This is a genomic window from Klebsiella sp. 10982 (assembly GCF_048589245.1).
GTDB classification, from domain to species: domain Bacteria; phylum Pseudomonadota; class Gammaproteobacteria; order Enterobacterales; family Enterobacteriaceae; genus Klebsiella; species Klebsiella quasivariicola.
Genome location: NZ_JBMAXV010000142.1, coordinates 1 through 526, shown reverse-complemented (window position 1 = coordinate 526; position 526 = coordinate 1). Strand labels below are relative to the sequence as shown.

General features: G+C 66.5%; 1 protein-coding gene and 1 pseudogene. Both read left to right on the top strand.

Annotated elements, in window-relative coordinates:
* Positions 1–73 (top strand): annotated as a pseudogene (locus tag ACKLKD_RS27985) (acetyl-CoA carboxylase biotin carboxyl carrier protein subunit); the annotation flags it as partial.
* A 15-nt stretch (positions 74–88) separates the two neighbouring features.
* Positions 89–526 (top strand): sodium ion-translocating decarboxylase subunit beta (locus ACKLKD_RS27980; protein ID WP_420062017.1); only part of this gene is annotated, 438 nt, incomplete at its 3' end.

Genomic DNA, 526 nt, shown 5'->3' with positions numbered 1-526 from the left:
TAGCGTCCGCGGTATCGCGGTGAAAGCCGGCGACGCGGTCTCGGTGGGCGACACCCTGCTGACCCTGGCGTAAGGACGAGGAGCGGAAATGGAAAGTCTGAACGCCCTGATTCAGGGGATGGGCCTGATGCACCTCGGCATCGGCCAGGCCATCATGCTGCTGGTGAGCCTGCTGCTGCTGTGGCTGGCGATTGCGAAGAAGTTCGAGCCGCTGCTGCTGCTGCCGATTGGCTTCGGCGGGCTGCTGTCGAATATCCCGGAGGCCGGGCTGGCGCTGACCGCCCTGGAGAGCCTGCTGGCCCACCACGACGCCGGGCAGCTGGCGGTGATTGCCGCGAAGCTCCACTGCGCGCCGGACGTTCACGCCATCAAGGAGGCGTTAGCGCTGGCGCTGCCGTCGGTGCAGGGGCAGATGGAAGACCTCGCCGTGGATATGGGCTACTCCGCCGGGGTGCTGGCGGTGTTCTATAAGGTCGCCATCGGCTCGGGCATTGCGCCGCTGGTCATCTTTATGGGCGTCGGGGCA